General features: G+C 49.5%; 19 protein-coding genes and 1 riboswitch. Of the genes, 9 read left to right on the top strand and 10 right to left on the bottom strand.

The annotated features are described in order from the left end of the window. Positions 1–34: 34 nt before the first annotated feature. Both corA and P1P86_06350 read right to left on the bottom strand, forming a co-directional pair. Positions 35–1,099: a magnesium/cobalt transporter CorA gene (gene corA, locus P1P86_06355; GenBank protein MDF1574798.1), complete on the bottom strand. Its 1,065-nt coding sequence runs from the start codon at positions 1,097–1,099 to the stop codon at positions 35–37. 41 nt (positions 1,100–1,140) lie between these two features. Then, positions 1,141–1,353, bottom strand: a complete 213-nt coding sequence (locus tag P1P86_06350; protein MDF1574797.1) for a LapA family protein — start codon at positions 1,351–1,353, stop codon at positions 1,141–1,143. A gap of 116 nt (positions 1,354–1,469) precedes the next feature. On the opposite strand from P1P86_06350, the gene P1P86_06345 reads away from it, so the two are divergent. The 4 genes from P1P86_06345 (at position 1,470) to P1P86_06330 (ending at position 4,539) form a co-directional block, all read left to right on the top strand. Beyond that, positions 1,470–1,946 (top strand): RimK/LysX family protein, encoded by a 477-nt coding sequence (locus P1P86_06345; GenBank protein MDF1574796.1) that lies wholly within the window; start codon positions 1,470–1,472, stop codon positions 1,944–1,946. A gap of 6 nt (positions 1,947–1,952) precedes the next feature. Then, a complete protein-coding gene (locus P1P86_06340; GenBank protein ID MDF1574795.1) occupies positions 1,953–2,360 on the top strand; it encodes a hypothetical protein in 408 nt (135 codons plus the stop codon). Positions 2,361–2,372: 12 nt separating this feature from the next. Next, entirely contained in the window at positions 2,373–3,308 is a 936-nt protein-coding gene (locus P1P86_06335; protein MDF1574794.1) for a succinylglutamate desuccinylase/aspartoacylase family protein, read from the top strand. A gap of 97 nt (positions 3,309–3,405) precedes the next feature. Next, entirely contained in the window at positions 3,406–4,539 is a 1,134-nt protein-coding gene (locus P1P86_06330; protein MDF1574793.1) for a mechanosensitive ion channel, read from the top strand. Here P1P86_06330 and P1P86_06325 read toward each other — a convergent pair. Next, positions 4,477–4,725 (bottom strand): hypothetical protein, encoded by a 249-nt coding sequence (locus tag P1P86_06325; protein MDF1574792.1) that lies wholly within the window; start codon positions 4,723–4,725, stop codon positions 4,477–4,479. The two genes, P1P86_06330 and P1P86_06325, sit on opposite strands and share 63 nt — an antisense overlap. A gap of 57 nt (positions 4,726–4,782) precedes the next feature. Further along, a riboswitch (TPP riboswitch) is annotated at positions 4,783–4,877 on the top strand. Positions 4,878–4,916: 39 nt separating this feature from the next. Here P1P86_06325 and P1P86_06320 point away from each other — a divergent pair. From P1P86_06320 to P1P86_06310, 3 genes are read left to right on the top strand one after another with little or no spacing between them, the layout of a single operon-like run. After that, positions 4,917–7,340: a TonB-dependent receptor gene (locus P1P86_06320; GenBank protein MDF1574791.1), complete on the top strand. Its 2,424-nt coding sequence runs from the start codon at positions 4,917–4,919 to the stop codon at positions 7,338–7,340. A 21-nt stretch (positions 7,341–7,361) separates the two neighbouring features. Next, positions 7,362–7,946, top strand: coding sequence for a nicotinamide riboside transporter PnuC (gene pnuC / locus P1P86_06315; GenBank protein ID MDF1574790.1), 585 nt, complete (start codon positions 7,362–7,364; stop codon positions 7,944–7,946). Further along, positions 7,930–8,556: a thiamine diphosphokinase gene (locus P1P86_06310; protein ID MDF1574789.1), complete on the top strand. Its 627-nt coding sequence runs from the start codon at positions 7,930–7,932 to the stop codon at positions 8,554–8,556. Before pnuC ends, P1P86_06310 begins: the two co-directional genes overlap by 17 nt. A gap of 154 nt (positions 8,557–8,710) precedes the next feature. On the opposite strand, the gene P1P86_06305 is transcribed toward P1P86_06310, so the two are convergent. The 5 genes from P1P86_06305 to P1P86_06285 are packed head-to-tail and all read right to left on the bottom strand — an operon-like array spanning position 8,711 to position 15,413. Beyond that, positions 8,711–11,185: a DUF294 nucleotidyltransferase-like domain-containing protein gene (locus tag P1P86_06305; protein MDF1574788.1), complete on the bottom strand. Its 2,475-nt coding sequence runs from the start codon at positions 11,183–11,185 to the stop codon at positions 8,711–8,713. Position 11,186: 1 nt separating this feature from the next. After that, the gene (locus P1P86_06300; GenBank protein MDF1574787.1) at positions 11,187–11,879 is read right to left on the bottom strand and encodes a metallophosphoesterase; all 693 of its coding nucleotides are present in this window, start codon (positions 11,877–11,879) and stop codon (positions 11,187–11,189) included. A gap of 50 nt (positions 11,880–11,929) precedes the next feature. Next, positions 11,930–13,408 (bottom strand): sodium:solute symporter, encoded by a 1,479-nt coding sequence (locus tag P1P86_06295; GenBank protein MDF1574786.1) that lies wholly within the window; start codon positions 13,406–13,408, stop codon positions 11,930–11,932. 5 nt (positions 13,409–13,413) lie between these two features. Beyond that, positions 13,414–14,529: an exo-alpha-sialidase gene (locus P1P86_06290; GenBank protein ID MDF1574785.1), complete on the bottom strand. Its 1,116-nt coding sequence runs from the start codon at positions 14,527–14,529 to the stop codon at positions 13,414–13,416. Between the two features lie 2 nt (positions 14,530–14,531). Further along, on the bottom strand, positions 14,532–15,413 hold the full coding sequence (locus P1P86_06285) for a hypothetical protein (GenBank protein MDF1574784.1): 882 nt from the start codon (positions 15,411–15,413) through the stop codon (positions 14,532–14,534). 113 nt (positions 15,414–15,526) lie between these two features. Here P1P86_06285 and P1P86_06280 point away from each other — a divergent pair, with 113 nt between their 5' ends. Then, positions 15,527–17,404 (top strand): ABC-F family ATP-binding cassette domain-containing protein, encoded by a 1,878-nt coding sequence (locus tag P1P86_06280; protein MDF1574783.1) that lies wholly within the window; start codon positions 15,527–15,529, stop codon positions 17,402–17,404. Positions 17,405–17,425: 21 nt separating this feature from the next. Here the strand turns inward: P1P86_06280 and P1P86_06275 are convergent, their stop codons facing one another. Then, positions 17,426–20,185, bottom strand: coding sequence for a prolyl oligopeptidase family serine peptidase (locus P1P86_06275; GenBank protein ID MDF1574782.1), 2,760 nt, complete (start codon positions 20,183–20,185; stop codon positions 17,426–17,428). A gap of 12 nt (positions 20,186–20,197) precedes the next feature. Further along, the gene (locus P1P86_06270; protein ID MDF1574781.1) at positions 20,198–20,857 is read right to left on the bottom strand and encodes a TonB-dependent receptor plug domain-containing protein; all 660 of its coding nucleotides are present in this window, start codon (positions 20,855–20,857) and stop codon (positions 20,198–20,200) included. A 187-nt stretch (positions 20,858–21,044) separates the two neighbouring features. On the opposite strand from P1P86_06270, the gene P1P86_06265 reads away from it, so the two are divergent. After that, positions 21,045–21,494 (top strand): cold shock domain-containing protein, encoded by a 450-nt coding sequence (locus P1P86_06265; protein MDF1574780.1) that lies wholly within the window; start codon positions 21,045–21,047, stop codon positions 21,492–21,494. Positions 21,495–21,501: the final 7 nt, after the last annotated feature.

The following is a 21,501-nucleotide window of genomic DNA, read 5'->3' as shown; positions in this document are numbered from 1 at the left end:
TCACCAGTTTCAGACAGGAGGAAGGGTCTCTGGATTACAACCATTTCTTGCGCTTGAAGTAGATCAGCAGTCCGACACCCACAGCTATCACCACTATCCAAAAGATCAGATAACTGTAATGGAACGACAATTCGGGGATATATTCAAAATTCATTCCATAAATCCCGGCCAGAAAGGTCAGAGGTATGAAAATGGAAGCGAAGATGGTGAGCACCTTCATCACCTGGTTAATGCGGTTGTTTACATTGGTGCTGTAAATATTCAGATGGTCGGAAATCATCGCGTTATATAACTCAATGGCTTCCGTAGCCTGTGTAACCAGGTCGTCCAGGTCATTCAGAAAATGCAGGTATTTATCCTCAAACAGCGAATTTTCCGATTTAAGCAGGTCTCTCAGCACGTCTTTCATGGGACGGACCGATTTTCGAAGAAAGGACAGCTCGGTTTTAAGTTTGTAGATCTCTTCCACCAGGGAATTATCCGCATCGGTGAACAGCCTTTCCTCCATGGCTTCAATCTCTCTTCCGATCTCTTCGGTGAGAAGCATATAATTATCCACAACGGTATCCAGCAAGGCGTAGGCCAGATAGTCGGAGTCAAATAGCCGTGATGTTTTTTTTGCGGTGCGGATCCTTTCCCGGACCGGGTTAAAAACGTCACCGGTCTGTTCCTGGAGGGTAATCACGTAGCCTTTGCCGAGGATCAGGGTGAGCTGTTCTGCGGAAATTAGCTTGGCAGGCTTATCATATTTGAGCATTTTTAATATAAATACATCATGGTATTCTCCATCTGTATATTTGGGCCTCTGATCCGTATTTAAGATATCCTCCAGGATGAGGGGATGAAAATCGAAAATCTCCCCGAGTCGCTGCATCAGATCCAGATCATGAATCCCATAGACATTGATCCAGGATACCGCATCGGAATCTTTGCAGGCCGCACCCTCTTCGATGGAGGATAGTTCTTTTTCCTCCAGTTGCCCGGTATTGTATTCCATCAGCCGGATCACCGGCTTTTCCATTTTCTGATTCCCGATCAGGATCAGGGAACCGGGAATCTGGCCTTTGGAAGCTTTTCTGTCTTTTATAAAACGAGCCATGGATAGTTTTCCAGTAGATATTGAAGCTTGACGATGATATCTTACAAATCCGTATCAGGAGCCTTTTTTGTCCGGGATGAGGGGATAATTAAACCGATGATCACGCCAATGGCAAAGCAAACAAACAATAAAAGTGCCATAGGCATACTGATATCCCAGAAAAAAATATTAATCAGAACAGTTTCTGTATTCTGAAGAACAAAAACGATGAGAGTAACTGCGAGCAGGATGATGATAACTACTTTGGTTTTCATAAGTTCAAAGGGTTTCTATTCTTATAACAAGAAAGATAGGAAAAGGATCAGATTTAAAAGTAATAGAGACCGATTTTAATTTATGAAGCATATCTTTACAGCTGAGGATTTGAGTAATGGATGGATCAAAGATTATCATTGGCCGAAGGGACCGGATAGATCTGCCGGAGTTGGGATATACAGGCATCCGGGCAAAAATAGATACCGGAGCCTTTGGAAGCGTCATCCACTGCAGTCACATTGAGGTGATCCGTAAAAGCAATCAGGATGTACTTTCCGTTGTATTCCTGGATTCCTCTTATTCAGACTACAAAGGAAAGCCAATATATTTTGAACAATACAGAGATAAACTTGTGAAGAATTCCAGCGGAGAAAGCGAACACCGCTACTTTATTTTCACCGATATTCTGATCTTTGGGAAGCGGATTATCACAGAATTTTCTCTTACTGATCGCAGCCAGATGAAATACCCCGTACTTCTTGGGCGGAAATTTCTTCGGCAGGGATTTTTGGTGGATGTAAACCGCAAAAACCTGTCCTGTAAACAGAAACAAACACTTAGTTTAAACAGTCCAATAAAATCGATTAAATAATTACTTGTGAAAATAGCCGTATTATCGAGGAATGACCATCTTAAATGTGATATTATCATGGATGACCGGGGCCCCTCCATGTTTTATAAAGGGGAGGACTTACATGACATTGATGCTGTGATCCCGCGGATCGGGGCTTCGGTGACGTTTTATGGTACGGCTGTGGTCAGGCAGTTTGAAATGATGAAGGTCTTCAGTGCCATCGATTCTCTGGCCATCACCAGATCGCGCGACAAACTCAGGAGCCTGCAAATCCTGTCCAGAAGAGGCCCCCTGATCCTGGAAGTAAACTCTTCACCCGGGCTGGAGGGGATTGAAAAATCGACCGGAGTGGATATTGCCGGTAAGATCGTTGAGTTTGTGGAGCTGTCCATCGCCAGACAGAGAAGGCCCAAAGACAGGATCAGAGCTTAATCTGAAGGACCGATGATCATCAACAACACAGAGATACAGGCTGGAGAATCGGGCAGTATTGAGGTGAATATAGCCCGGCTTCCTTCCCGTACGGCCATTGACATCATGGTTACGGTGGCAAGGGCTGCAGAGCCGGGCCCTGTATTGCTTCTGCTGGGGGGACTGCATGGTGATGAGATAAACGGGATAGAAATTGTCAGGCGCATCGTTGAAAGGGACCATCACATCCCTGTTAAAGGAACCGTCATTTGCATTCCCATTCTGAATATTTATGGCTTTATCAATTTTTCCCGGAATGTTCCGGACGGTAAAGATGTAAATCGCTCTTTCCCGGGCAATAATAGTGGCTCGCTGGCTTCCAGGATTGCCTATTACCTGATGAAAGACATTGTACCAAAGATTGACTGCGGGGTAGATTTTCACACAGGCGGAGCCGACCGGGCCAATCATCCCCAGGTGCGTTGCATGTTAAATGATCCCCTTAACATGGAACTGGCGAACGCCTTTTATGCGCCCGTCACTCTGCATGCCAAATACCGGCCCGGCTCCCTAAGCCAGGCTGCCGCAAAACTGGGCAAACAGATCATAGTTTTTGAAGGGGGAGAATCATCACGCCTGAACGAAGGAGTCATTGAACAAGGCATCAGCGGCACCCTGCGCTTGATGAATTATCTGGGTCTCTCTTCCCATACGCTGGTCCCACCGGAATATGAAAACCGCGTGTTTATGCATTCATCCTGGATCAGGGAGCGAACATCAGGTATTTTTCAAAGCCTGGTTCAATGCGGCGACGATATTAAAAAGAATCAGACGGTGGGGTTTATCACGGATCCTTTTGGAGAATACAGGGTTCGGCTGAAGTCTCATACTTCGGGACAGGTCATCAGTCTGAATAACGATCCGGTACTTCACCAGGGCGATGCAGTGATGCAGGTTGGAGTTAGTTAAACAGGGAAGCTATTATATAAGAGATCATTATCAGGACGGATATTCCGGGGAATCTTAAATGAGGAATCGTTGAAAATAATCTTGAAAACCGAAAGTTATGTTTGATGAACTGGCACAACAATTTGCAAATCAATACGATAATGGCAATTGGCAACATGCGGTCATTGTCAGTGTTTTAATTCTGGCGGGTAGTTTTGTCATACACACTCTCAGCTTTATGATGCTGAAACGTTTCACTAAAAGATCAGACAAGCCCACATTACGACTCATCTGGCAAAAATCTAAAAATCCCAGCCTGGGTCTTGTTATGACCATTGCCTTGTATCTTGTATTTTTTGCATTTGCCCCTGCAAATCAGCTGGTTGACATATTCATGCATCTGCTGAGCCTGCTTATCATTTTTTTTATTACCTGGCTCATTATCCGGGTCATCAAATTCGGTCGGGAAATCGTACTGCTTCGCTATGATATAGAGGAAAAGGACAATCTGAAGGCCAGGCGAGTCTATACCCAGTTTAAAATCATGGAACGGATATTGATTTTTATCGTGCTGCTGATAGCTATATCCATTGCCCTTATGACCTTTGAGCAAATCAGGAAAGTGGGAGTGAGCCTCTTTGCTTCCGCCGGCGTGGCCGGAATTATTCTGGGCTTTGCAGCGCAGAAGCTCATTGGAAATGTACTGGCCGGGTTCCAGATTGCAATCGCTCAGCCCATCCGGCTTGAAGATGTGGTCATTGTGGAGAAAGAATGGGGATGGATCGAGGAGATAAACCTGACCTATGTGGTGGTCAGAATCTGGGATAAGCGCCGCCTGATACTTCCGACCACCTATTTTATAGAAAAACCGTTTCAGAACTGGACCCGGATTTCTGCAGATATACTGGGTACCGTTTTTATTTTTACGGACTATTCCGTTCCCATTGATAAACTGCGCGGTGAGCTTACCAGGATCCTGCAGTCGGATAAGAACTGGGATGGAAAAGTGAATGTACTGCAGGTGACCGACTCCACAGAAAAAACCATGGAGATCAGGGCCCTGATGAGTGCGGCAGACTCCCCTTCGGCATGGGATCTGAGGGTGCATGTGCGGGAAAAGCTGATTGATTATCTGCAGCGTAACTATCCCGAAAGTCTTCCAAAGTCAAGAATCGAAATGTCGGAAAGATCAGCATCTCCCACGGGCACAGGGGCTGTTGGTAATGAAAAATCCGAAAAAGCCCCCGATTAGCAGGCTCTTCACAATTTCCTTTGCAGGAATACTCTCCATCAGTCGCCCTTCGGTGAAGTAGAAAAACAGGAATCCTAGCACGGCTCCCACGATAATGGCAATCGCTGTAGTTTTAATACGGGGCGAATGAATGGTGCGTGTGAGGCGGCTTCCCTGCGGTTTCAGGTCGAGTTGTTTGAATTGCATATATTTATATATGTATATAAAATGATATGTAAAAGTAATATTTTTTCTTGTATCTTTACAGATATTACGGGGTGCCTTAATAGTACGGGCTGAGATCAAACCCTTTACCTGATCTGGATAATGCCAGCGTAGGGAACAGAGCATAACTATTCCGGGCCCCTTTCATTGTACGATTGATTTAAACCAATGCCATGAAAAGGTTAAGCCTCATTTCGATATTTCTGACTGCTTCTGTGCTGGTCCTTTCCCAGGTTGCTCAAATACATGGTACCGTTACTGATACCAGGGGGGAGGCACTGGCTGGAGCCAATGTCGTGGTGAATCATACCCGGCTGGGCGTGATTACAGACAGAGCGGGAACCTTTGAGTTGCTGCTGGATGCACGAAAGTCTTATGAGATAAGAATCTCATACATGGGATTTGAGACCAGGGTTATCGAAGTCGCACCCCCATTCAAAGAGAATTACGAAGTAGTACTGCAGACCTCCATGTTTATTGCCGATGAGGTGGTTGTCAGAGCAACAAGAGCGGGTAATAAAACTCCCATGGCCTATGAAAACATGGAGAAGGAGGAAATAAGAGCCCGGAATATGGGCCAGGATATGGCTTACCTGCTGAGTCTGACTCCCTCGCTGGTCCAGTCTTCCGAATCGGGGACGGGAATAGGTTATACCAACTTTCGGATCCGGGGCGCCGATCCAAGCAGAATAAATATCACGGTGGATGGCATACCACTGAATGATGCAGAGTCACAACAGGTATTCTGGGTGAATATGCCTGCATTTGCCAGCTCCTTAAACAGTATACAGGTGCAAAGGGGGGTCGGGACTTCCACCAACGGAGCGGCGGCTTTCGGGGCCTCGGTCAACCTGCAGACGGCAACTCCCTCAAAGCTGGCCTACGCAGATATCAGCAGCACCTTTGGTTCCTATCATACACGGATCCATACGGTGAAAGCGGGCACAGGACTTATCAGGGAACGTCTAAGCCTGGATGTGCGCTATTCCAATATGAAGTCGGATGGTTATGTGGATTACGCTTTTTCCGATAACCAGTCCATGCAGCTTTCGGGCTCCTACTTCACCAAAAGGGGCAGAATCAAAGCAAATGTTATCCTGGGTGAACAGCATTCGGGTATCAGCTGGTGGGGGATCGACGAGGCCACCCTGGATAGCAACCGGACCTACAATCCGGCGGGTCAGTACCTGACCCCTTCAGGAGAGAGCCGTTACTATGAGAACCAGACCGATAATTACTGGCAGAACCATTACCATTTGCTTTATTCCACCATGCTCTCTGAAGATCTTTTCCTGAATGCGGCACTGTTTTACGTCGATGGCAAAGGATACTACGAGCAGTTCAGGCAGGATGAAGCACTTTATGATTATTATCTGCCCGATCTGGTGGTGGAATCTGATACCCTTACTAATACAGACCTGGTCCGGCAGAAGTGGCTCGATAATGATTTTTACGGAACTGTGTTCTCATTGATTTATTCCAGGGATCAGCTAAGGCTTTATGGAGGAGGGGGCATAAACCGGTATGCAGGCGACCACTTCGGAGAAATAATCTGGATGCGATATGCAGGAGAAACCGAAAAGGGGCAGGAGTGGTACAGGAACGACTCGGAGAAGTGGGATGGCAACCTGTATCTCAAATCCAATTACCAGCTTACTCATCGCCTGAATCTCTTTGCAGATGTCCAGTACCGCTATGTTTACTATCTGCTGAAAGGCATCGATGACGACGGGTACAGGAGAGTGCTGGACCAGAAGCACCTGTTTCACTTCTTCAATCCTAAGCTGGGAGCCCAGATGGAGATCAGCGGCAACCAGCAGGCCTATGCCTCTTTTTCCGTGGCTAACAGGGAGCCTGCCAGGCAAAATTTCAAGGATGCAACAGGCGATCCCGCATCCACCCCCAGACCGGAGCAGCTCAGGGACCTGGAGATTGGTTACTCCTTCACATCCACCCATCTGGCCGCTGCCCTTAATCTGTACTATATGGATTATAAGAATCAGCTCGTACCCACGGGCCAGTTGAGCCAGGATGGTTACCCGATCATGACCAATGTGAAGAAAAGTTACCGGGCCGGAGTGGAGATGACTTTCGGGATCCAGCCGGCATCCTTTCTGGAATGGAATGCCAACCTGACTCTGAGCAGAAACAGGATCAGGGATTTCACAGAGTACTATGTGGATTATGATTCAAATACCTGGGAGGGACACCCTTCTTCCAGAGGGCTTGGTGATGTGGATATCGCCTATTCACCCTCGGTGATCTCCTCGAGCGACCTGGTTTTGCACCTGGCTGGCTCCATGGAGCTGCACCTAATCAGCCAGTACGTGAGCCGGCAGTATTTTGTAAATACCATGAATGAGCATTTAAGGCTGAAAGCCTGGTTTGTAAATAATCTGAGATGGGACTACTCTTTCTCAGTTAAGAAGGTGGGCCTGATCACTTTGCAGCTCCAGGTCAACAATCTTTTTAATGCCCTGTACGAAAACAATGCTTACGGCGGCACCTGGTGGCAGGATGGAGAGGAGTACTACTGGTCGGCATATTTTCCCCAGGCTACCATCAATTACCTGGCCAGGGTGAGCCTCAGATTCTAATGGAATTCAGAATTAGCCCAGATGTGGATTGAGATATTCGGCGTCGTAACAGGAATTCTTTATGTGATTCTGGAGGTCAGGCAGGATCGCTTGCTCTGGCCCCTGGGACTGATTACTTCGGCAGCCTACGTCTATATCTTTTTCAACGGGAAATTCTATGCAGATATGGGCCTGCAGGTGTACTATGTGTTAATCAGTATCTATGGCTGGTACTACTGGGCCAGGGGAGGAGCCAAAACAGAAAAAGGGGAGCTGCCGGTGATCCGGATCCGGAGGCTGCAGTTCATTTTCCTCTTCCTTTTCTTTGCCTGTTCCTGGGCGGGCATCTGGTTGGTCCTGGATCGCTATACAGACTCCACCGTTCCGCTGGGTGATTCCTTTACTACTGCGCTGGCCATTGTGGCCACCTGGATGCTCACACGAAAGATTATAGAGCAGTGGTTTTTATGGATCATTGCCAATGTTGTCAGCATGGGTCTGTATATTTACAAAGGATTGTATCCTACGGTCATTCTTTATGCAGTTTACGCAGGGATGTCGGTTTATGGGTATATGGAATGGAAAAAATATTTGAATAAGCAGATTGAAAATGAAGGGGGGAAATAGGATTGTTATTCTGGCCAACGGGAGTTTCCCGGAGGCCAGGCAGGGACTGGATCTTCTGAATTCGGCAGAACTGGTGATCTGCTGCGATGGTGCTGCCGATAAGCTGCTTGCCAGGGGGATGACTCCCCAAGTGATTATTGGAGATATGGATTCTGTTTCTTTCCGGGTCAGGGAGCAATTCGGCTCCATCATGATCCGGTCCGAGGAACAGGAAAGCAATGATCTGACCAAGGCGGTTCAGTACTGTATCGAAAAAGCCTATCCGGCAGTTACCATCCTGGGGGCTACCGGCCTGCGCGAGGATCATACCCTGGGCAATATTTCCCTCTTGCTCGAATATTATCCCGGCATTGAGGCAAGCATAGTCTCCGATTTTGGTATCTTTTTCCTGGTTCAGAGTGGCCAGCAGGTGGAGTCCTTTGCCGGAGAAAAAATCTCCGTTTTTGCGGTCGATAACAGAACCCGGGTAAGTTCGAGGGGCCTGAAATATCCTTTACAAGATCTGAGGCTCTCCAACTGGTACCGGGCAAGCCTGAATGAAGCCCTGGCCGAAAGCTTCACCCTGTATTTTGACTCCCCTCAGCCTTTGATCCTTTATAAAGCATGGTGAGCGGAGCCAAACACATTGGAGCCCTGTTAGCGGCCATCCCTGGGTGAAGCAGTGCATCGGCTTTCTGTGTCCCCTGCGCAAACAGGGACAAGGGGAGGGCCAGAAAAAAAAAGGATGATCGTCTTTTTAATATATGGATAATGGAGTTATATATTTACTCTGTACCACTGAATTCTCCGCTTAGCCTGGTTTGCAGACCGGCAATATCATGCAGTTGTTTTTTCAGGATCATTTTTTCGATCCGGTCCGTCGAACGCTCGTCTGCTGTATTTCCCGGAGCCTCGTTCCGCGCAATGCTATCTGCCTGGTTCCTGATACGAAGGTTTGTGATGAAGTCAAAAGCCTCTGCCAGTTCATCGTGCAGGGATGGATCAAAGACCCCCATTTCCAGAAGCAGGGCTGCTCTTTCTGTACTGCCTGTGACCGTCAGGTTTTCACGGATGGCATAGAGCCGGATATATGAGCTTACCGGTAAAAGGATCTTTTTCAGGTCCAGGTGATGTTCATCGGCTTTTCCAGGAATCTTCATCTGATTAATGGAGCGGGCCATATGGTAAAAGAAAACAGCTTTGCCCTTCACGGTTTTGTTCACATGGGTGCGGAGCTGATCCACCAGGATATGCTCCCCATAAATACAGCGGAAGTCAAAAAAGATGGCGGCATCGAGGATGTCCTGCGGGGTGCTGCTCCCGATCCACTCGCTGAAATATTTTTTCCAGCCGTCCAGTTCCCGGTTCCATTTGGGATTACTGGCCATAACATCTCCCTGGCACTTGCGGTATCCCACATCATCCAGCTCCATATTGATTTTATTTGCCAGTACCTGGAAGTAAACCTGTGCCTCCCGGCGGTAACTATCCTGCATGTTCACCGTAATGATGGCATTGTCCTGATCGGTGGCCAGGGTCTGTTCTCCTCTTCCATGACTGCCCAGCGCAATAAAGGCGAATTTGCAGGGAGCGGGTCCAAGCTCTTCCATGGCCAGATCGATGAGGCGCCGGTGAATAGAATCTCCTACGGAACTGATAATCCGGGTAATAATCCGGGTCTTTGCCCCACTGTCTGTAAGGGCTTTAACCAGGACAGGCAGGCGGCCGTATATGCGTTTTAGTTGATCCACTCCCTCGGCAACCGTTATTTCCTTGACCAGGAAGCCTGCCAGGTTTTCCTGAATACCGCCAATCTCGCGGTACCCGACCACCCCGCTGATCTTCCTGTTTGTGCCTGTCAGCGCAATATGCGAAAGACCTCTTTTTTTCATGGTGAGGAGTCCTTCAAACAGGAGAGCATTTTCATGCAGGGTGACCACCGGGGAGCTCATAATCTCAATCACTTTCTTATCCATATCCAGTCCGGTGGCCAGGACCCTTTCAGTAAGATCATGCTGGTTGATTACACCCACAATTTTATCGCCGTGATTGACAAAGAGGATATCGGTCCGTTTCCGGGTCAGGATCCTGATAGCCTCCCTGACAGAGGCTTCGGCATGTACCCGCCTGATCTCCCTGGAGATTGCCTTCAGAGGCTGGTGCATCATCAGCAGCAGGGTTTGAAGCTCCCCGGAAAGCAGTTCGCGATCCTTTTCAAACTGCATATGGCTGCTGACTTCTTTGATTATAATGATGTAGCCGGCCTGTCCCGCAAAGGTGATCCGGGAGACAGAAATAACCACCTCTTTTTTCTGTCCTGCCTTACAGTTTAAGAGGGTTTCCCGGGAAATGGATTTTTGGGGCTCTTTGAATTCACCGGCAAGATTTATCCATTTCAGACTGAACAGGTCTTCGAATTTTAAAATTTTAAGCTCTGAAGGCGTGTAACCGCTCAGGTCACTGAAACGGAGATTTGAAAAAATAAATTCTCCTTTCACCATCATCAGCGTTCCTTCGGTGGCGGCCTCCACCAGTGATTTGTACTTTTCCCTGGATATTAAAAGGGCATCTTCCGCATTTTTTTTCTTTTTCTCAATGCTCAGGCTCTGCCGGATGATCACCACCAGCAGGATGCTGATTAGCAGCGTGATAATCAGGACCACCCGGAGAAGACGGTTCTTCAGCGAACGGATCTCCATTCTTACATCTTCCAGGTAGATTCCAGTGCCAACGATCCAGTCCCATGCTTCAAACTCCAGCACATAGGATAGTTTGGGTACAATCCTAGAGGAATCATCTTTCCACTGCCACATATAGTCGATAAAGCCCTCTCCTGACTCTTCCACAGTGCGGACCGACTCTACAAAAAGCAACTTGCCATCCGGATCCTTGTAAGTGTTCAGACTGGTCCCTACCAGCTCCTGCCGGTAGGGGTGCATGATCATGACAGGCTCTTTGTCAATGATCCAGAAGTAGTCTTTCCTTTCATCGCCATACCGGATCCGGCTCACCCGCTTAATGGCCAGCTCCCTGGCCGAGTCCACCGGAATACCCTTATCCAGGACCTCCTGCTGGTACTCCTCCAGCAGGCTGCAAACAGAATTGGTCAGTTCAGCGATCATCTCCTTCTTGCCCTCCATGATATTTCTTTCAGAAGATGGAAGAATGACCACAAAGATGGTCAGGACAAAAAGACCGATGGCCAGAATGGAGGGCAATACAATGGAGATAAAAAACCGGTTCAGGTTGTCCTTGGGCATGTCAGTATTGCTTAAAGACTTGAAGGAGACTACTGTTTGTATCAAAGATACAAAAACCTGTGCGGTATTTGTGGCGGGTTACCGGTGGAATCCCGATAATGAGCGGAAAATCTTTCAGCAGCAATCGCCTGTAGGAATAATGCCTGACCCCTTGCAGGCCAACCGTGTAGAATCCACGCGCATGGGCGTGGCCGGTAAAGCCCAGAGCGCATCCCTTCTCCTGCATAAACCGGAAATGAGAAGCAAACTCACTTCCACGGGTGTAGAATCCTTTTACAATACCGGAAATATTGGGGCTGGCATAATGGCTGAGCAGGATTCCCTTCCCATGGCCCGGGAGAATCCGGAAGCTTGGAAGCGCTGAGAGGAACGCGATCTCTTCCTCGCTGAATCCCGGATCCAGATCCTTATGATGGTCCCATCGTTCATCCTTTACGGAGGTGGACGGCTCCGGAATCTTTCCTGCGGCATGCAGGTCGTGGTTGCCGGGGATAATAATGTCACACTTTCTCCGGACCAGCTCCAGGCAGGCAGAAGCATTTCGCGATTTCCGGTACCTGTAGAATGGTTCGCTGAATCCGGAAATATCTCCCAGACAGACGGTCAGATCACAGCCTTTCTGGTCAATCTTTTTCAGAACCCTGCGTAATCGGCTCAGGTCCTCGTGAATATCTGACAGGATCGCTAATTGCACCTTGAAAAACTTGGCAGAATCAAAGCTAATGATTTTTGGGAGATCTGAAATCAGGATGGTTTGAGTCTGGCCGCCAAACCGGATATAAGAAAGCCTGCCAGAAAAATAGTGAGGGTTCCAAAAACGATGGTCAGGTAGGAGTGAAAAATATTGCCGTACCTGGACGGGTCATCTGCCAGCGAAGAGAGGCTCATCCAGGCGATGACCGCTATGCCCAGGATCACTCCGGTCAAAGCGGCCGGCGAGCTGCTTCTCCCGGAGAATGCCCCCAGCAGGAAAAGCCCCAGCATGCCACCGCTGAAAATGGATGCCAGTTTCCACCAGGTATCCAGCGCAGATTTTACATTGATCATGGCCAGCGCAATCCCGATTCCCAGGATGGAGATCACCACCGAGGAGATATAGAGGACCTTCATGGATTCCTTTTCACTTTTTTCCTCCTTGCCGAACTTCTTGTAATAATCGGAAAGAAAGACCGTGGCCGAACTGTTATAGCTGGTGGAGATGGTGCTCATCCCTGCCGCAAAAATGGAGGCAATAAGCAGCCCGCTTACTCCCCTGGGAAGTTGATTTACAATAAAGTGCGGGAAAATCTGATCCGCTTTTTCAAGACCCTGCAGTTCCGGCGGAAGGAGGGAGGCACCGGAAGTGTAGAAGGCGTACAGGGCGGTTCCGATCAAGAGAAACAGCAGGGATACGGGGATATACAGCAAACCGCCCGACAGGGCCGATCTCTTTGCCGCACGGTCGGACCTGGAGGCCATATAGCGTTGAATGTAGTTCTGGTCAATCCCAAAATTCTGCAGGTTGATAAAGATGCCGTATACCAGGACCACCCAGAAGGTGGAAGCAGAAAGATCCAGTCCGAAACTGCCCAGGCTGAACTTTCCCTGATCCGCAGCGATCCGGAAAACCTGAGCTCCCCCGTCGGGCATTCGCAACAGGATGAAAAGAAGAGTTAAAAGGGCCCCGCAAATCAGCAGAATCCCCTGGATCGCATCGGTCCAAACCACCGCCTGCAATCCTCCAAGCATGGAGTAGGCCATAATGGTGAAACCGGTAATCACAATAATCAGGGCCATGTTCCATCCGAAGACAGCATGAAGGGTCAGGGCCAGCAGGTAAAGGATGGTCCCAACCCTCATTAACTGCGTGAGCAGGTAGCAGACCGAAGCATAAATCCGGGCCCAGGGCCCGAATCGTTCCTCCAGGTAACTATAGGCAGAGGGACTGTTGACCCTCCTGTAGAGCGGCACAAAGAATTTTACAGCAATCAAAGCGGCCAGTGGAATGGTCAGGCTGAATACAAAAGGATTCCAGTTGCTTTGATAGGCCGTGCCCGGAAGGGCCAGGAAGCTGATGCTGCTGACAAAAGTGGCAAAAATGGACAGGGTGATCACCCAACCGGGGATATTCCGGTTGCCCAGCGTAAAGGCAGATGAGGTCCTGTTTTTCCTGTAGAAAGAGGCCCCAAACAGGCTTACTCCGGCCATGTAGGCGATAAATATAAGGATGTCCAGTGAATGCATTTCCCTCAATTATTCCTGGGCGGCAGTTCCAGTTTCGCCGGGTCAAAAACCACGTATTTTACCGATTTGCGATTATAGGTATAGCTGATATGGACCAGATTGTCGGATGACTGGATCACTGCAGGATAGGAGAATTCTCCCTTCTGGTTTTCAAGCGTGATTACCGGAGTCCAGCTTATGCCGTCTTCGGAAAGAGCCACATTTAGTATTCCTCTTCCGGGGGAATTCCTGCCCCGCTCCGAATGGTTGTAGACCAGTAACTGTCTTCCGTCCTTCAGAGTAAGCGCATCTGTTCCGGCACTGGGATTGGGGAGCTGCGTTGCTTTCATCGGGCTCCAGTGATACCCTCCGTCGCTGGACCAGCTTTCAGAAATCACATTCTGCATGGTCCGGCAGAGAATCTGAAGGTCCCCATTTTCGTAGCTGAGTATGCTGGGCTGGATGGCATCAAATTCAATACCGTCATTGATGGGACCGATCACCTTCCAGCTTTTCCCCAGGTCCCTGCTTAATTCAAAATGCACCTGCCAGTATGTCTGGCCCTGCTCGATCCGTTCAGTACTGGAGGGACAGAGGATGCTGCCATTTTCAAACTGGATGGGTTTGTTTTTAACCGGGCCGATCAGAGGTCCCAGTACAGACTCCCCCAATTTCCGGGGAGGCGACCAGCTGTAACCCTGATCCTCAGAAGTAATCAGCTCTCCCCACCAATCGCGCGGACTCGGTCCCACTTTATAGAAAAGCATCAGGGGGCCGTTAAATGGCTGGAACAGGACCGGGTTCCAGCAGGGATAGCGAAGCGTATCATTCTGTACTCCATTGGCTACCTCCACCGGGGTGCTCCAGCTGTCACCGTCCAGGTGAGAGATCCAGATTCCCACATCCCTGTTTTTTTCGTGGCTGCCTCCAAACCAGGCAGCTGTTATGCCCGATGAGGTCTCCACCAGGGTGGAGGCATGGCACTCCGGGGTGGGCCTGTTGTCAAGCCGGAAGATCAGTTCACTCCTCAGGTAAGCATTTTCGCCCGGGACAGCCGGTTCGGGCAGACCGGACCCGGAATTCTGCCCCGGGCTGTTCAGACACATTGAGCCAAGAATGCAGAGGGTCCATAGTGTTCTCATTTTTACCTCTCCAGTTTATAGGCAACTACCCGGTTATCAAAAAAGGTGGGGACATAGAGAACCTGCTCCTCCAGGTTGAATCCTATATCGGCCGAATTGATCTCCTTATCAGAAGTCTTTAAAAGGCTTGTCCTTTTGAAATCGGGACCGATCATGAAGATTTCTCCGCTCCAGCTGGTGGCGATATAGTAGCCTTCGGTTCCGGTGAACTCAATTCCATCGCCGTGACCAATCTCACCGGTCACAGTTTCTACGGCTCCGGTAGCTTTGTTTATAACTTTCAGGTCCTCGCTTCCGGAGCAGGTAAGAAGGATTCTTGACTCCTCCACAAAGAGCCCGTTAGGTCTCTCCAGGCTATCGGTGATCCAGGCTCCCAGCTTTCCATCGCTGTATATCCAAATAAAGCCTGTATCAGAATCGGTAAAATATACTCTGCCGCTGGTTCCGACAGCCACATCATTCAGGAAAGAGGCCCCTTCAATGTCCAGCCTTTCAATGATTTCCGAGTTTTCTATATCAATGATTACAAGCTGATCAATATCCGCTACATAGAGCAGATTCCCGCTCACCCCCATTCCTTTGGGAGCATTTAAACCCGTGACCCATTTAAGCGTCTCTATGCGGCCATCGGGCCGGAGGCTTGAGATATAACCCTCCCCGTTTTTCTCTGCGGGAGCCCCGTTGATGCAGGATACAAACAGCAGATTTCTGGATTTGTCATAGAGAACCGATTCGCAGGTAGCCAGCAGGGTATCTGTGCTCCAGACTTCTTTTAAGGACCAGTTGATTTCAGCCTCCTTTTCATCAGGAGCCTGTTTGGAACCGGAAGTGTTGCAGCTGAACAGGATAGCGATGCTTGCAAAGGAGACAAGTAGAATTTTCATAGCTCGTATTTTACAGTTTCGTTTTCAATTTACCATTTTTTACAGGATCACCGAAGCGGAGAAAGCAATTTTCCCTGTACCGTGTATGCGAATTGAGTTATCTTTGGGCGAACATGAACTACCTTTCGGCCGAGAATATATCAAAATCCTTCGGGGACCAGTTGCTCTTTGAAGAGATTACCTTTGGTCTGGCCAAGGGAGAGAAGACAGCGATCATTGCCCGGAACGGGACCGGAAAAACAACTCTGTTACGAATCCTGGCAGGTCTGGAGTCGTCCGACAGCGGTGCCTTCACCTTCAGGAACGATATCAAGGTGGCCTTTCTGGAGCAGAGTCCCGTTCTGGATCCCGACCTGACTGTCGATGAACTGATTCTTTCGGCCAATACAGCCCTGTTGACCCTTATTAAAGAGTATGAGCAGGTGCTTTTGGAACACGGCAGGCAGCAGCCGGACGAGGCGGATGGCCGTCTTGAAGCACTTACTGCGGAGATGGATCGCCTGCATGCCTGGGATTATGAGCGCCGGCTCAGGCAGTTACTGGATTTGTTTCGCATCACCCGGACGAGTCAGCTTTTTGGCCAGTTGTCCGGTGGGGAAAAAAAGAGGCTGGCCATGGCCCTGGTTCTGCTGGATGAACCCGATTTCCTGATCCTGGATGAGCCCACCAACCATCTGGATATCGATATGATTGAGTGGCTGGAAGTCTATTTGTCGCGGAGCAGCCTGACTCTTTTGATGGTGACCCACGACCGCTTTTTTCTGGACAGGGTTTGTAACCGGATTTTCGAATTGAGCCTGGGAACACTTTATCAATATCAGGGAAATTATGAATATTTCCTGGAAAAGAGGGCAGCCAGGGAAGATCTTCGCAAGGTGGAGGCCCACCGGGCGGGCCAGCTGATGAAAAGGGAGCTGGAATGGTTACGCCGGATGCCCAAGGCAAGAACCGGTAAATCGAAGTCCCGCATCGATGCCTTCCGGGATATCGAAGAGAAAGCAAAGCTGGTGGAGGAAGGCGGAGAGCTTGTGTTACGGGTAAAATCGCCACGACTGGGAGGGAAGATCATGGAGATCGAGAAGCTGAAAAAGCAATATGGCCCTCTTCTGATCATCGACAATTTCTCCTATAAGTTTGCCAGGGGAGAACGGCTGGGGATCATTGGCCGTAACGGAACCGGTAAGACAACTTTTCTGAACCTGATCACCAGTCTGGAGCAGCCCGACTCGGGGAGGGTGATTAGCGGTGAAACCCTTGTTCAGGGATACTACCGGCAGATGGGCCCCGCCTGGAACGAGGAACAGCGGGTGATCGATGCGGTGAAGGAGATTGCCGAGGTAGTCCAGATGGAGGATGGACGGACCATCTCCGCCTCGCGCTTCCTGGAATACTTTATGTTCTCGCCCGATGCCCAGTACAAGCGGATAGCAAAACTGAGTGGCGGGGAGCTCAGGCGGCTTCATCTGCTTACGGTCCTGATTAAAAATCCCAATTTCCTGGTACTCGATGAACCCACCAATGATCTGGACCTGTTTGCCCTGAATAAACTGGAAGAGTTTCTGTTGGCTTTTAAAGGATGTTTGATTATCGTTTCGCACGACCGTTATTTCCTGAACAAGCTCACCGATCATCTCTTTATTTTTGAGGGGGAGGGGAAAATCAGGGATCATTACGGTTCGTATTCCGATTACCGCTTTCAGCAGGAATCCGGAAAGAAAGCAGAAAACAGAAGCACGGAGAAGGCGCTGAAGCCTAAACAGGCAGTTCACCCGGTAAAAACCAAACGCTCCTATAAGGAACAGCAGGAGTATGACGGACTGGAAGAGGCCATCGAAAAGCTGGAGACCGAGAAATCAGTTCTGGAAAAGGAGATGCACAGCGACTCGCTCGATTATGAAGAGTTGAACCGTAAATCCATACGCATCGCTTCGATCATGGAGGAGATTCAGGCGAAGATGGAGCGTTGGATGGATCTGGACCAGCTCTCCTGATGCCCTCTGCTTACGATCATCTTACTTTCCCTTATAAGGGACCCCGGTAAGGATCCAGTCGGCTGCCGGTTCCCCCTTCAGGTAATGATCCAGGTACTCTTTGTATTTCAGGGTGCAATCCAGCTTGTTGGCATACTTCCTGGGATGGTGCGGTTCGTCCCTGTACTGCAGGAAATGACACTCCTTCTCCAGTCTGCGCATGGCCAGGTAGAGTTCAATGCCCTGGTACCAGGGCACGGCATCATCTTCGTCACCAAACATGATCAATAAAGGGGTTTCAATCCGGTCGGCGAAAAAGACCGGGGAATTTTCAATATACAGGTCCCTGGCTTCCCACAGGCTGCCCCCGATACGGCTTTGCGATTTCTCATACTGGAACTGCCTGGCCAGCCCGCTTCCCCAGCGGATGCCACTGTAGGCAGAGGTCATGTTGGCGACCGGAGCCCCGGCGATAGCGCAGGTGAATAAATCGGTCCGGGTTATGGCAAAGGCAGTCTGGTAACCACTCCAGGAGTGGCCGTGCAGACAAATGGCGCCGGGATCGGCAATGCCCGAGTCGATCAGCTTCTGTACCCCTGGTACCAGGCATTTGGTGGCCGAGTACCCGGGATTTCCAATATCAAAACGAATGTCGGGCAGAAAAATAGCATAGCCGTTACTTGCATAGAAGGGAAAGCACGGCCGGTGGCTTAACTCCACCCGGTTAAAGTCATACAGACGGTTGGAGAAGAAGCGGTAGTAGTAAACCAGGACCGGATACTTTTTCCCTGCTTCGTAATTTCCTGGTTTGATCAGGATCCCCTGCAGGGGGGTGCCATCCAGAGAGGACCATTCCACCAGTTCAGCCTCCCCCCAGGCAATGCCCCTGGTCTGGGCATTCAGATCGGAAAGTTTTCTTGGGTTCCTGAATTTCAGATCTGTGACCCACAGGTCCGGGTATTCGGTATAGGACTGCCGGGTGAACAGGAGCAGGTCGGCTTCTTTGGACTTTGCCAGCAGATTGTATTTTTTTAATCCGACCGAAAGCGGGGATACGCCCGGTTTCCCTGCTTTCATCTGGTAGACTGCTGTATATTTTTCGAGATCATGATAAGCCGAAAGGAACAATTGTTCCCCGGATTCCAGGCAGGTTTTCCCGAGGTCCAGTTCCCTGATTCTGAACTGCAGTTTTTCCTCCCTTCCTTTGCCCCCGGTCAGACAGAACGGACTGCCCGTTACGGCAGGAAACTGCCAGATATCATACTTGTCATAGAGCAGCAGGGCTTCCGAACTGTCCAGCCAGCCGGCCACTCCATAGCCCGGTGTATCTTCCGGGTAGTCCCAGTCCTCATCAGCAAAAGGAACTTCCAGCTCAGAAGTCAGGTTCCTGGATTCAAGGCTGTGGGCATCCATCAGGTACCAGTCCCCGTCTTCATACCAGCTCAGATATTTTCCATCGGGCGACAGGGAGGGACTGCCCTGTTGTTCGCTTAGCACCAGTTCTTTCTTTCCAGAGCTCAGGTTCACCAGATAATAGTCGCTGTAACGGCCATCCCAGGTCATACGCTTTGCATAGGGTAGTGAGGACGAACCCAGAGCTGTATGAGGGTTTTCTGGGATCCTGATATCGGGCATCTTCGGATCTGCCAGCTGGACGAAACGATCCTCGTCCGGGTAATATACCCCGGTATAGGTGCGGTTCTTTTCAGATTCCCACCTCTTCTTCTGGTGGGTGTTAATGTAAGGATCGTTCCAGTGCCATACATCCACGGTCCGTTCGGCCAGGATATCCTCACTGCTGTAAAGGCTTTTCAGTGAGTCGGGTTTCTCCTCTTCCGGCTCAGGGATTTCAGAACCGGGTTTGGTTCCCAGAAAGAGCCGCTGCCCGTCTTTGGACCATTGTAGTTTATTGCTGTGCCAGATCTTCCACTCCTTCTGAAGTTCTTCGTCTGAAAGCACCCGTTCAGCTTCCCTTGCTCCCGGCCTCCACAGGTATAGACCGGTTTCCCCCTTTTTTCCCTTATCCGTGGTCACTCCTGCCAGGAATGCCAGTTGCCCGGTCCGGCTGTTCCAGCTCAGTTCTCCGGCCCAGGAACTGCTGCCGGCATAGAGGGTAAGCGGAGAGGCGGAGCGAGCGGACAAACCAAGCGAGTAAATCCCGTTCTCCAGTTGCCCGGTGTCGGCCACCACATAGGCCAGGTGCTGAGAAATACTATCCAGGGCAAAGGCTGATACAAATGCGATGCTATCCCCTTCTGCTTTCCCCAGCTCCAGGATGGTTAAGGTGCTTCCCGCCTGCAGTTTTTTTTGATTCTTTTCGTCCTCCTTTTTTTCAGCTTCTTTACCATGGTGATGATAAATCAGCCATCTGCTGTTATTACTGAAAGTGAACGACTTCACATTTTCGTAGGAGAACTCTTCTCCGGTCGAAGTATTTAAAAGGAGCATTCCGGTTTTTGATCCCTGATTCTTTTCCTTCGCCGATAGCATTTGCTCACTGGCCGGCACAGCCTTGACGGCTGCAATCCAGAGCCCGTCGTTCGAAATAAGCGGTTCTTTGCTGCCGGCCATTTCATACTGCACCTGGCCGTCACTGGAGTAGACCAGCACCCGGGGATCGCCCCGGTCGGGTACAGCAGCATGTACCACCCAAAGGCCATTCTGCGAGACCGAGGGGGATTCAATCTGCTGAAACTTCATAATATCAGTGACCTCCATGGCCCGGTTCTCCTGTGCAGCAAGCCCCAGGGTGCACAGGCTAAGGAAAAGGGCGAGAAGAAAGCGCCCGGCCAAAATTTTCATAAGTGTTAAGGCTTAGTTTCTGGTAGTGATCACTACCACCCCGTTCCCTGCGCGCGATCCGTAAATGGCCGCGTCAGAGCCTTTCAAAACATTCACGGATCTGACATTACAGGGTTGTATCCAGTCGATACTGGTGGTGGGCTGTCCATCAACCACAATCAGGGCCTGGTCCATTCCGGAAAAGGAGGTATTGCCGCCACGGATGGTGATGACTCCGCCGTTGGAGACTGTAATGCCTGAACCCAGTGCCCTGAGCAGGGAGAGGATGTCCGAGTACTTGCAGTAATCGTTGTTCTCCTCCTGCAGGTTGGCCACGGCATAATTCAGATTGGTCTCGGTCATATATCCGGAATTTACCGCCAGTTCACGGTTCTTTTTTGTATCGATAAATATCAGGTTGATTTTCAGGGTATCGGTATCAGCGCTCACTTTTTCATTCACCGGCTGGAAGCCTTTGGGTTTGATCATGATCACATCTTTCTCCTGGCACACGATCGAAAAGTTCCCCAGGGAGTCGGACATGGTCGTGGCTTTTGCCTTTTTGGAGCTAACCTCCACGTTCATTACCGGGAAGGAGTTATATGCGGTCAGTTTGCCCTGAAGAGCCCTGGTTTGGGCCTGTGCGGTAAATGAGACCAGCAGGGCGGTGGCGATTATCAGATAGTATTTCATGATTGTCGTATTTAGTAGGTTTAAAAATATAACAAAACTGAGTATTCTTTTAGTTTTAGATCAAAGAGAAGCAAAAAGGTTTAATGCCAGTCAGGCAGGGAGCTGACAAGACAGGACTATCCTCATGATTATCTGAAAATAAACATTAACTTTGAGGAGAAAACCTTAAAAAACTAAATTATCATTAATGGGCAGATCACAGGAATCGTTCAATAAGAAAGAAGTTCGAAAGAAAAAAGCGAAAAAAAGACAGGACAAAGAGAAAAAACGGCTCGCCAGAAAAGATGGGGATAAGCAGGGCGGGCTCGATAGTATGATTGCCTATGTGGACGAGAACGGAATGATTACCGACACGCCCCCTGATCCAACTACCAAATCCAAAACCAAGGCCGAAGATATTGAAGTCAGTGTACCCAAAATGGACGACTCCATGAAACCGGATCCCATCCGCCGGGGAAGGCTCACCTTCTACAATGATTCCAAGGGTTATGGATTTATTCGCGATGCAGTAACCCAGGAGAGTGTTTTTGTTCATGTGAATGAATTCAAGGACGATATTGTAGAGGGGAATATGGTCTCCTTTGAGGTTGAGAAAGGCCCCAAGGGTCCGGCTGCAGTCAGGGTTAAACTGGCCTAAACAGTCT

It is taken from the genome of Bacteroidales bacterium (genome assembly GCA_029210725.1).
Taxonomy (GTDB): domain Bacteria; phylum Bacteroidota; class Bacteroidia; order Bacteroidales.
The sequence above is the reverse complement of the archived record's forward strand: the minus strand, read 5'-3'. Positions and strand labels throughout refer to the sequence as shown.

What these genes read in the sequence shown, in the direction of transcription:
- corA (MDF1574798.1), bottom strand. Translation starts at nt 1,099, where the DNA reads ATGGCTCGTTTTATAAAAGACAGAAAAGCTTCCAAAGGCCAGATTCCC.
- P1P86_06350 (MDF1574797.1), bottom strand. Translation starts at nt 1,353, where the DNA reads ATGAAAACCAAAGTAGTTATCATCATCCTGCTCGCAGTTACTCTCATC.
- P1P86_06345 (MDF1574796.1), top strand. Translation starts at nt 1,470, where the DNA reads ATGGATGGATCAAAGATTATCATTGGCCGAAGGGACCGGATAGATCTG.
- P1P86_06335 (MDF1574794.1), top strand. Translation starts at nt 2,373, where the DNA reads ATGATCATCAACAACACAGAGATACAGGCTGGAGAATCGGGCAGTATT.
- P1P86_06330 (MDF1574793.1), top strand. Translation starts at nt 3,406, where the DNA reads ATGTTTGATGAACTGGCACAACAATTTGCAAATCAATACGATAATGGC.
- P1P86_06325 (MDF1574792.1), bottom strand. Translation starts at nt 4,725, where the DNA reads ATGCAATTCAAACAACTCGACCTGAAACCGCAGGGAAGCCGCCTCACA.
- P1P86_06320 (MDF1574791.1), top strand. Translation starts at nt 4,917, where the DNA reads ATGAAAAGGTTAAGCCTCATTTCGATATTTCTGACTGCTTCTGTGCTG.
- pnuC (MDF1574790.1), top strand. Translation starts at nt 7,362, where the DNA reads ATGTGGATTGAGATATTCGGCGTCGTAACAGGAATTCTTTATGTGATT.
- P1P86_06310 (MDF1574789.1), top strand. Translation starts at nt 7,930, where the DNA reads ATGAAGGGGGGAAATAGGATTGTTATTCTGGCCAACGGGAGTTTCCCG.
- P1P86_06305 (MDF1574788.1), bottom strand. Translation starts at nt 11,185, where the DNA reads ATGCCCAAGGACAACCTGAACCGGTTTTTTATCTCCATTGTATTGCCC.
- P1P86_06295 (MDF1574786.1), bottom strand. Translation starts at nt 13,408, where the DNA reads ATGCATTCACTGGACATCCTTATATTTATCGCCTACATGGCCGGAGTA.
- P1P86_06290 (MDF1574785.1), bottom strand. Translation starts at nt 14,529, where the DNA reads ATGAGAACACTATGGACCCTCTGCATTCTTGGCTCAATGTGTCTGAAC.
- P1P86_06285 (MDF1574784.1), bottom strand. Translation starts at nt 15,413, where the DNA reads ATGAAAATTCTACTTGTCTCCTTTGCAAGCATCGCTATCCTGTTCAGC.
- P1P86_06280 (MDF1574783.1), top strand. Translation starts at nt 15,527, where the DNA reads ATGAACTACCTTTCGGCCGAGAATATATCAAAATCCTTCGGGGACCAG.
- P1P86_06275 (MDF1574782.1), bottom strand. Translation starts at nt 20,185, where the DNA reads ATGAAAATTTTGGCCGGGCGCTTTCTTCTCGCCCTTTTCCTTAGCCTG.
- P1P86_06270 (MDF1574781.1), bottom strand. Translation starts at nt 20,857, where the DNA reads ATGAAATACTATCTGATAATCGCCACCGCCCTGCTGGTCTCATTTACC.
- P1P86_06265 (MDF1574780.1), top strand. Translation starts at nt 21,045, where the DNA reads ATGGGCAGATCACAGGAATCGTTCAATAAGAAAGAAGTTCGAAAGAAA.